Raw genomic sequence first — 9,699 nt, forward strand, 5'->3', positions numbered from 1 at the left:
GGTCTACACCGGCCAGGAGGCGGCCGAGGTGGCCCGGGAGCTGCAGGCCCGTCGGGTGATCCCGGTGCAGTACACCACCGGGACGCCCCCGGCCGGCTGCGACCAGGGGTCGGTGGAGCCGTTCCTGAAGGCGATGGTGGGGGCCACCGTGCGCCGCAGCGGCCGCACCATCTCGGTGGTGCCGCCCCTCGGGGATGGGGTGGTGGTGGAGGTGATGCGCTGAGGCCGGCCGCGGCGCTCGCGCCTCACCCCAGCCCGTCGATCCGGCGGTAGGCCTGCCAGAAGCGGTCCATCTGTTCGCCGGTCCCGAGGCTGACCCGCAGGGAGCCGTCGATCAGCGGCTTGCCGGCCATGGAGCGCACCAGGATGCCGGCCTGGCGCAGGTCGGCCTCCACCGCTTCGGCGGAACGGTGGGGCCAGAGCAGCAGGTAGTTGCCGCCGGCGGCATGGTGACGCACACCGGCCTGGCGCAGCTGGCTCAGGAGCCGGTCGCGGGCGCGCAGCACCTCGGCCACGTAGGCGTCCACATAGGCCTGGTCGGCCAGGGCGGCATGGGCGGCGGTGACCGCGAAGCTGTTGACGTCGTACGGCCCGCAGACCCGGCCCACCCGCTCGACCAGCGCCGGCGCGCCGATGGCGAAGCCGATGCGCAGACCCGCCAGCCCGGCCGTCTTGGCCAGGGAGCGCAGCACCAGCAGGTTGGGGGCCGCCGCGAAATCGACCACCGGCAGCACACTGTCGCCGGTGAAGGCCTCATAGAGCTCATCCACCACCACCAGGGTGTCCGGCGCCGCCGCCGCCAGCTCCAGGATCCGCCCGGGCGCCAGCCGGGTGCCGGTGGGGTTGTTCGGGTTGCAGATCAGCAGAATCCGTGGGGCGCCCGCCGCCGCTTCCGGGGCCTCCAGGGCCGCCCGGACCGCCGCGAGCGGGAAGCCGAAATCCGGCAGTTGGTAGGGAATCGCCTCGATCGCCATGCCCTGCATGCGGGCACAGGGGGTGTAGTAGCCGAAGGTGGGGCTGGTGGTGAGCAGCCGGTCACCGGGCGAGCCGAAAGCCTGGAAGGCGGCATGGATGGCCGCGTCCACGCCGTTGAAGACCCCGACATGCGCCGGAGTGAGGCCCCCGCCCCCCAGCGAGCGCACCACCGCCTCCCGCAGGCCGTCGTACTCCGGATAGATGGCGTAGTGATCGGCGGGAATGGCGCGGATCGCCTCCACCACCCGGGGGCTGGGCCCCACGGTGTTCTCGTTGAAATCGAGCCGCAGCAGACCGCGGCGCCCCTCCAGGGGGGCGCTGTAGGCCGTGAGGGTCTCCACCTCCGGCCGGGCCCGGGGGCAGGGGGGAACGGACGGGCTCTCGCCTGGGGAGGGGCTGGTCACGGCGGCGGAGCTCAGATCGCTGCGACTGCCATCCTGCAGCGCAGCCCTACCGTCTGTGCAGGACGATCTGGAATCCGGTGGCGGGAGCGGAGCTGGCCCTGAGGGCCCTGGAGCGGGGCGATCTGCGGTTCATCCACGACCAGGTGAACAACCGCAGCGTGATGTCCTACTGGTTCGAAGAACCCTACGAGTCGTTCGACGAGCTGGAGGATCTCTACAACCGCCACATCCACGACAATGCCGAGCGTCGCTTCGTGGTCGAGAAGCGGGGCGTGGAGAATGGGGGCGTGGAGAACGGGGCCAAGGAACTGATCGGTCTGGTGGAGCTGATCGAGATCGACTACATCCACCGCCGGGCTGAATTCCAGATCATCATCGCCCCTGAGCACCAGGGCAAGGGTTTCGCCCGGTTCTGCATCCACAAAGCCCTCGACTACTCCTTCACGATCCTGAATCTGCACAAGATCTACCTTTCGGTGGCCGTCGACAACGAAAAGGCCCTGCACCTCTACCAGCAGTGCGGCTTCGTCGAAGAGGGCCATCTGGTGGGCGAATTCTTCATCGAAGGCCAGTATCGGGATGTCAAACGCATGTACATCCTTCAGGAGGATTATCTGTCCAGAACGCCGAAGGTCTGAGGCTTGCAGCGGCCCGGTGGCCGCCTTCCAGCGCCCGGGGGACTTCAGAGGATCGCGGAGGCCGCGATCGTGGCGATCGGAATGTTCAGCTTCTGGGCGATCTGATTGGCGATCTTGGCACCAAGCCAAACGCCACCGGTGTGGCCCAGCTCCCTGGGCGTGGCAGGAACACCGAAGACATCCTCGTCAGTGCCCGGACGGCGCGTGGTGATGCCATCGAATTGCCAGTGCACACCCAGGTAGACCCGGCTCAGCGAGTTATCCACCATCGCCTGCCACAGGCTGTCGTAACTGAGGGTGAACAGATCCCGCGGCCGCTGGTTGCGGGGATCCCTGTTGCGACCATCGAACTCGTCGGAGACGAACTCGAAGCGCACATCATCCAGGCCGCTGCCGGTTGGATCGAAGCTGCTGACACCCCTGGCGACCAGAAACAGCCGCAGCAGCTGGAAGGCCGCCGCGCCGAAGGTGGCATGGCCGGAGGGGTAGGCGGGAAAATCCGGCGTCAACCCCGTACCGGCGCCGTTGGTGTCCGGACGTCCCAGGGGCAGCCAGTCGGGGTCGGGGATCCCGTTCCCCGCCACGGCCTCGCGGATCCCCACCGCCGGTCGCCACATCATGTGGCTGGGGGCGTACTTGTAGTGCCAGGCATCGATGCCCGCATCGGCCATGGCCACGGCCGCGCCGGCAATGACGCCCAGTTCGTCCAGCTCCTCAAGCTGGCCGGGATTGCGTTCCTCGATGGAATCCAGCACCGTCAGCACCACCTGCAGGTAGAGGCGGGGTGGGGTTCCGAGCTCCTGGGGGCCGTCGTAACCCCAGGCGATGCCGATGACTTCTTCCGCCAGGGTCCGGAAGGTCGGGTCGCCCGGGGCACGGTTGATCTCACCCTTGGCGGCGACCCTTCCGAAGTCATCGCGGTAGTGCTGGGTGGGGGTGACGGTGTCGGCGTCGAGGCGACCGGGGGGCGGTGGGAAGTCCATCACCCGGGCCGCGGCCAGTGGCATGGAATGTCCCCAGACGCCACCGAGAAACCCCTGGGTCGGCTGGGTGGGTGGCGCCTTGTGGTTGTAGGGCGTGCCGTCGGGCGTGTACGCGGCGCGCGCATGGCTCCAATCGTCCTTGCCGAACTGGTGGACGGCCGTGCCGTAGGCCCTGCCGACCATCTCCACCGGCGTCCTGGCAGGGCCCATCTCGAAGTAGTCGAGCCAGTTGTGCCAGGCCGGCTCCAGCATGGAGGCCTGGTTGGGATAGCGAAGCCGGAGCACCTGGTGGCAGGCGGCCGCGGCGGCCAGATCCCTCTCCTTCGGGCTGGGAAGCGGGAACAGGCCGGCGGGGATGGGAAGGCTGAGCAGCTTCGTGGCGGAGCCCGCGACGATGGACCGGACGTCATGGAGTGCGGCCAGGGCCATCCCGAGGGCCCGCGCCGTGAGAAAGGGGCCCCTCTGGTCACCGGAGGACAGGGAATTCGTGTGGTCCCGGCGAACACACTCCAGGCTCATGTCAATCCAGAAGCGCGTTCTGATGCCACCTGCCGTCATGCACCTGTCCGTGAAGGGCCCCCTGAGTGTGTCGAGGCCGATCCAAAAGACCTGGACCCGTGATCACCCGATCCCGTCCTGTTGATGGTGGCTGGCTGTCATCGCGATGACAGGCCGAAGGCCAGGCCCTGAAGACGCTCCTGCGCCATCAGCGGCCGGGCTGATGCACCGGCCCGCCGCGCCGGCCATCGGCGGGGGGGCCGCCAGCGGCGTCCGGCGGCTCTGGGAGCTCCACCAGTCGAAGCCCAGCCCCGGGAACATGGCCACCCGGCGGGCCATGGCATGGAAGAACACATAGGCCGCCAGCAGTCGCCGGAGGGATCCGAAGCGGGACTCCCGGATCGCTTCGATCCCGTCGTCGCTGGGGAGGCGGATGCCGTTACCGCAGCCCCCATGGATCGGGCTGGGGATCACCAGGGCCGCGTGAAAGCGCTCGGCGGTGATGCAGGGATCGGAACTCAGGGCAACGATGTCCGGGCCGGCGCCGAGATGGCGGAGACCATCGGCCTGCCGGGCCGCCTCGATCACCGCATCGGCGTGGGCGCGCTGCCTCTGGCTGCAGCGGCCGTCCGGGACGCCCAGGAACAGCAGGGTGCCGCGCACCAGGCGATGGGCATAGCCGTGAAGCAGGGAATCGGTGGGATCGGCGCCATGCACATCGAGGGCCGTGAGGCCATAGCTCAGGGCGAAGAGCTTGCTGACGTAGCTGCTGAGCAACTGGTGCAGCCCCTCCGCCTCGCCGATCACCAGGGTGCGCCGGCCGGTACGGGCCAGGGGCTGGCGCCCCTGCAGGACCCTCAGACCCAGGGTCCAGAACCAGGGACCCAGGACGTAGAGGGCCACATCGGCGGGCAGGCTCAGGGCCAGCAGCAGGGCACCCATTCCCTGCCCTTCGGCGAGGCCGGCCAACGGCAGCAGGGCCAGGGTGAAGCCCCGGAACAGCGGCATCCCCCATCCCAGGCTGCCAAGGACATAGAGCGCGTGGATCAGCCAGGCGGTCGGGGTCTCCAGGACATGCCAGGCCCATTGCCGCCCCGCCTGCACCAGCCGGCGGGAGACGGCGCTGGTGTGGGGCTGCCCCCCTTCGTCGGCACCGATGATCTCGCGGACATCGTTGACCAGAAGCTGGTCCTCCATCGTCTCCAGCGCCAGCAGGGCCTCGGGTCGCAGCCGCAGCCCCAGGGGCCGCTGCTCCGGGAAGGCCTGCTGGATCTGGCGGCAGAGGCAGAACAGCAGCTCGGTGAGGGTCTGGTGCATGGCCGCCACCGTGGCGGTGGCCGCCTCGGAGGTGTGGCGTCCCGCGGCCGTGGTGAACAGGCGATGGCCGCGGGCCCGGTCGGGGTCGTCGGAGGCTTCGGTGCCGTCGGGGGCCTGCGATGGAGACCCTGGAAGACCGGTCGGATCGCCCACGACCTGGAAGACGTCCTGGATCACGGCCTCATGCACCAGCCGATCACAGGCGTCCAGCACCTGCCGGCAGGGGGCGCTCTGGCCGGAATCGCTGAGCACCAGCACGATCGACTCGCGGGACAGATTCAGGGACGACGGGTCGCGGTGCAGCTGCTGGAGCACGGAGCCGGCGGACAGTGTCCTCACGTTGAGCATGGGCATGAGCCCCTCCAGATCCCGTGCGAAATGGCCGCCCAGCCAGAGGTTGTCCTCGAGGCCCGTGACCAGGAGGTCCACATGGCTGGACCGTGCCAGGGCCGGATCCAGCCCCTCACGGGCGAGCGACGCCTGCTTGTCGCTCAGGCGCGTCGCCGTGGCGATGAGCAACCCGGCCAGGGCCTTGGCGCTGGCGCGATTGGCCGAGCGGGGATTGATCCAGTCGTCCTGAATCCTGGACAGCAGGCCGGGAATGGCCGCAAGGTCCGCGCCGACCGGGTCGAGGTGCTGACGGCCGAGCCTGGAGGCGGGCGGCGCGGATCCGATGCCTTCGTTGGGCAGACGGCGGCGGCGGCGGATCTCCTCGAGAGTCAGTTCACGCTCCTGCAGCCGCGAGTGGATGGTGAGGTCGCTGGCGGACAGAACGGCGATCTCGCCGGCGATGGGGTCCAGATCGATGCGGTGGCAGCCGGGCCGGCCCGCCAGCACCGCCTCCACCGCGGCCGGTTCGGAGGCGTAGAGGGCCGTGGCGCCAGGTCCATCGAAACCGATGCTGATCGACTGCCCCTGGCTGCAGAGCACAAGCCGGTCGGGCCAGGTCGAGGAGATCACGACCAGTCCGAAGCGGCCCCGACCGCAGGCGATGAACTGGCGGGCCGCGGCGAAGGGATCGTTGTGCAGGAACGCGCCGATGGCCGCGCGGATCCATCGTTGCGTCCGCGTGGAGCTGTACCGCCGCAGCCGGGGATCGGCCTTCAGGCGCTGCTGGATCCGCAGGGTCAAGTCCTCGAGCACCTCGGGGTGATCAAGGCAGGCGTCGGGGCGGGCGGCGATCTGATCCTGGAAGGCGGCTTCGAAGCGGGTGGCCCAGGGCGCGAACGCTTCGGTGGCAGGGGCGGTGGCGGGTTCCGCCAGAAGCCGCAGGGAAGCCAGCCGCACGGCGGCGAACCAGTCGCCCTTGCAGATCAGCAGGTCCATCAGACCGGCGATCGTCGGCGCAGCGCCGGGAGCCGGATGGCGGCAACGGAGGGCGACAGCCAGCCAGGCCCCCAGTTCGTTGACGTCCGCCTCGGTGCCGAACAGGGTGAAGCCGTTGAAGTCGCCGTCGAGGGCGATGCGGTGCTGCACCGGCTGCCAGTCACTCAGCCAGCGTCCCTGCCACCGGGTCCAGAGACGGCGCCGCTGCGGCGGTGACCATTGGGGCCAGTGGGACGCCGGGCTGCCGGGTGCGCCGCTGGAGCCGGAGCCGTAATGCCAGGCGGCGATCAGCCCGGACGGCAACGTTCGGCGGCCCGTCCGCAGGGCCCGGTGGCCGGAACGCCGAAGGCCGCGCTCCAGCGATCGGGTCAGGTGGCCGCGCTTGCCGTTGACCATCCCCTGGCCGACGAAGCCGATCCGGCCCTTCCGATCCCGGACCAGCACCAGACCGGCACCCGCGGGCGCTCCCCGGGTTTCCATCTCCAGGCCCATGGCCCGGAAGCGATCGATCGCGGGCGGCGAGAGCAGCTCGCCCCGCGGCGACGGATCGGCCGCACTGATGAAGCCGAAATGGCCACAGTGGAAGCGGGCCGCTCGGCCGCTCCCGATCGCCTGCCAGTCGGAGCGTGAGGCCAGCAGCAGCGTGCCGTTGGCCGTCGCCACACTGACCAGCAGGGCCTGGACCGGGGCGGAGCCATCGGCGGGAAAGGCCAGCAGGGCGCTCCAGGCCAGGGTGAGGGCCAGCAGGTTGAACAGCAGACCGCCGCCGGCCTTGAGGCGCACCCGCCAGGGGGTCGGGTCCCCGACCGCCACCCAGGGCAGCGATCGCCCCCTGCCGTCGGCCGGACCGATCGACCCCAGGGGCGCCAGGGTCCGAAGAACCTCCCCGGGGGAGCGATGCTCCAGGAGGTGAACCACGGCCAGGGCAGCGCCGTCGCCGTCGACCATGGCCCGCAGCAGCCCATGGCCGGCCCCGTGGAGAAGCTCGGCCGAGCACCAGCTCAGCCGGATCAGGGACGACAGCAGCAGCGACAACGGGGTGACCTGGCCCGACAACCCGGCGACCGCCAGGGCGAGCAGCTCCGGCCAGCTGCACCCGACCCACCCAGGCGTCCCGGCGGGCGCGGGCCACCGACGCCGAGCAGGGAGGACGAGGGACGTCATGGCAGGCGAGCCCATGCAATGGCGTCACTGTCCGGGGAACACGGCCGACGTGCGTTGTTCCCGGTCGCCGCCAGCCGGGAGATCGGTGCCACCCAGCTGTCACCTGGATGACAAGCCAGGGAAACCATGGGATTGTGGCCTGGCCGTCGGAGGGTGATGGGGGACTTCGAGGCCGGAGAGTTGCGGTCCTTCCCACTGTTCGCGGGACTGGAGATCAGGCAGCTGGAGAGCCTTCTCAGCGAGCACAGGACCCTGCTGGTGCCCGCCCAGCATCAGCTGGTCTTCGAGGGGGACTGGAACGACGGAATGTTCCTGATCCGCTCGGGGGTGGTGAAGGTCCGACACCTCACCCTGCAGGGGGAGGAGGTGGTGATCGCGCTGATGGGCGCCGGGGAAATGTTCGGGGAGCTGGCGATGCTGCTCGGGAACAGCCGGCGGTCCGCCGATGTGGTGGCTCTCACCCCGCTCGAGGTTGTGAAACTGCGCTGGAAAACGGTTCAGGACGAACTGGATCGTTCAACGGACTTCGCCCTGGAGATGGCCCGGCTGCAGGCACGACGACTGCTCTGCCTGGGGCGGCGCTTCAGCCTGCGGGGCGAGGATGCCTCCACCCGCGTTCTGGCCACCCTGCTGGAACTCGCGCTCTGCAACGGCTACGGCAAGGATCCGCTCGCTCCGATTCCCGACCTGAAGCAGGCGGAGATCGCCACCATCGCCGGCCTGGCCCGGGGCACCACCTCCCGGATCCTCACCCAGCTGCGCGCAAGGGGAACCGTCGTCGAGACGGCGGAGGGGCTGCGACTGGCGAATCTCGAACCGCTGCAGCGGCGGGGTCTGCTGGAACCCTGATGCGCCTGCGGTGACGCCGGATTCGGGGTGGCCGGAAAAGACAGAACGCCCACGGAAAATGTTCACGACGGCTAAGCTCACCCCCAGCAATCGCCACGTTTCAACGTTGGCCGCAGGCCCGGGCACGACGACGAATCTTCAATGAATCGGCGATGAACCAGCGATGGCCACAAGCGTGAAACCTGTCAAGCGTCCGCCGGAGCGGCGTCAGGTCACGGTGCTGTTCTGTGACCTCGTCAACTCCACAACCATGGCGGAGCAACTCGACCCCGAGGAGCTTATGGAGCTGGTCGAGTCCTATTATGCCATTTGTGATGACATTGTGTCCTCACATAGTGGCTACATGGCCCAGTATCTGGGTGATGGCATTCTGGCGTACTTCGGCTATCCGGATGCTTCCGAAGAAGCCGCTCCCAATGCCGTCAGAGCCGGCCTGCGGCTGCGGGACGCGATCCGGCGGCTCCCGTCGCCCACCGCCGAGCCCCTGCGCTGCCGCATCGGCATCGCCACAGGTTCCGTGGTGGCCACCAGCATCCGGGACATCGAGACGCCCCACAAGGCCGGGCTGATGATGGGGAAAACCCCGAATCTGGCCGCCAGGCTGCAATCGGAAGCGGGGCCCGACCAGATCCTGGTGTCGGAGAGCACGCATCGGATCACACGGGAGTTGTTCCATCACCAGAGTCTTGGTGCCAAGGAACTGAAAGGCTTCCATCAGGCCATGCCCGTCTATGCGGTGCTGGAGGAAACGGATGTCTCCTGCCGTTCCCAGGCCCGCTGGAAAACGAGCGATCTGCCGCTGATCGGCCGGCAGCAGGAGATGGAGATGCTGCTCAAGGCCTGGCAATCCGCCTCTCGAGGGCAGGGCCAGCTGGTGCTGCTGCAGGGGGAAGCCGGGATCGGCAAATCCCATCTCGTCGGTGAACTGAAGCGCTCCCTGCTGGAGCAGGGCCATCGCCAGATGAGTTGGTACTGCGGCCCGAACACCAGGGAAAGCACCCTGCATCCCATCGCCGAGCAGATCAAAAAGACCGCCGGCTTCGAGAAGGGCGAAGCCGATGGGAGTCGCCAGCAGAAGCTGGCCCGCATGATGGAGCGCTATGGCGCCACCGAAGCCAGCAGCCTGGAGGTGTTGGCCGATCTCATCGGCCTGCGCGGAGGCCATCAATCAGCGCTGGACGGGCTTACCCCCGAGAAGAAACGCCAGATCCGACTCGACACCCTGCTGGCGATGGTCCAGGCCTGGAGCGATGGTCAGCCGAGCCTGATCGTCGTGGAGGATCTGCACTGGATCGATCCCACAACCCTGGAGCTGCTTGATCGTCTGATCAGCACAGCCCATCAGCACCCCTTGATGGTCCTGGCCACGGCGAGACCCGAATTCCAGGCCCCCTGGCCGCCGGGCGACAACTGCGCCCTGTCAAGCGACATCCGGAATTGGTCCTCCGGCGACATGAAATCTGGCCCACCCTGTGAGGCTGTAGCCCCGGCTTGTTGACGCCGTAGCCGGCGCCGGTTGGTCTTGCTCATCAGTCCATTGGGATG

At 68.7% G+C, this 9,699-nt stretch carries 6 protein-coding genes and 1 pseudogene; 4 read left to right on the plus strand and 3 right to left on the minus strand.

The window, feature by feature from the left end:
- A pseudogene (locus VB737_RS03725) lies at positions 1–223 on the plus strand (MBL fold metallo-hydrolase); the annotation flags it as partial.
- A gap of 22 nt (positions 224–245) precedes the next feature.
- On the opposite strand, the gene VB737_RS03730 reads toward VB737_RS03725, so the two are convergent.
- Complete coding sequence (locus VB737_RS03730) at positions 246–1,379, minus strand: pyridoxal phosphate-dependent aminotransferase (protein WP_323243319.1); 1,134 nt, start codon at positions 1,377–1,379, stop codon at positions 246–248.
- Positions 1,380–1,456: 77 nt separating this feature from the next.
- On the opposite strand from VB737_RS03730, the gene speG reads away from it, so the two are divergent.
- The gene (gene speG / locus VB737_RS03735; RefSeq protein WP_323243318.1) at positions 1,457–2,017 is read left to right on the plus strand and encodes a spermidine N1-acetyltransferase; all 561 of its coding nucleotides are present in this window, start codon (positions 1,457–1,459) and stop codon (positions 2,015–2,017) included.
- Positions 2,018–2,061: 44 nt separating this feature from the next.
- On the opposite strand, the gene VB737_RS03740 is transcribed toward speG, so the two are convergent.
- Both VB737_RS03740 and VB737_RS03745 read right to left on the minus strand, forming a co-directional pair.
- A complete protein-coding gene (locus VB737_RS03740) occupies positions 2,062–3,519 on the minus strand; it encodes a vanadium-dependent haloperoxidase (RefSeq protein ID WP_323243317.1) in 1,458 nt (485 codons plus the stop codon).
- Positions 3,520–3,621: 102 nt separating this feature from the next.
- A complete protein-coding gene (locus VB737_RS03745; protein ID WP_500311249.1) occupies positions 3,622–7,305 on the minus strand; it encodes a hypothetical protein in 3,684 nt (1,227 codons plus the stop codon).
- A 156-nt stretch (positions 7,306–7,461) separates the two neighbouring features.
- On the opposite strand from VB737_RS03745, the gene VB737_RS03750 reads away from it, so the two are divergent.
- Positions 7,462–8,154 carry a Crp/Fnr family transcriptional regulator gene (locus VB737_RS03750; protein WP_500311251.1) on the plus strand — a complete coding sequence of 231 codons (693 nt, stop codon included), beginning with the start codon at positions 7,462–7,464 and terminating at the stop codon, positions 8,152–8,154.
- A gap of 175 nt (positions 8,155–8,329) precedes the next feature.
- Positions 8,330–9,652, plus strand: coding sequence for an adenylate/guanylate cyclase domain-containing protein (locus tag VB737_RS03755; protein WP_500311253.1), 1,323 nt, complete (start codon positions 8,330–8,332; stop codon positions 9,650–9,652).
- Positions 9,653–9,699 lie beyond the last annotated feature (47 nt).

Source organism: Synechococcus sp. BA-120 BA3 (assembly GCF_034931285.1).
Taxonomy (GTDB): Bacteria; Cyanobacteriota; Cyanobacteriia; order PCC-6307; family Cyanobiaceae; genus Cyanobium.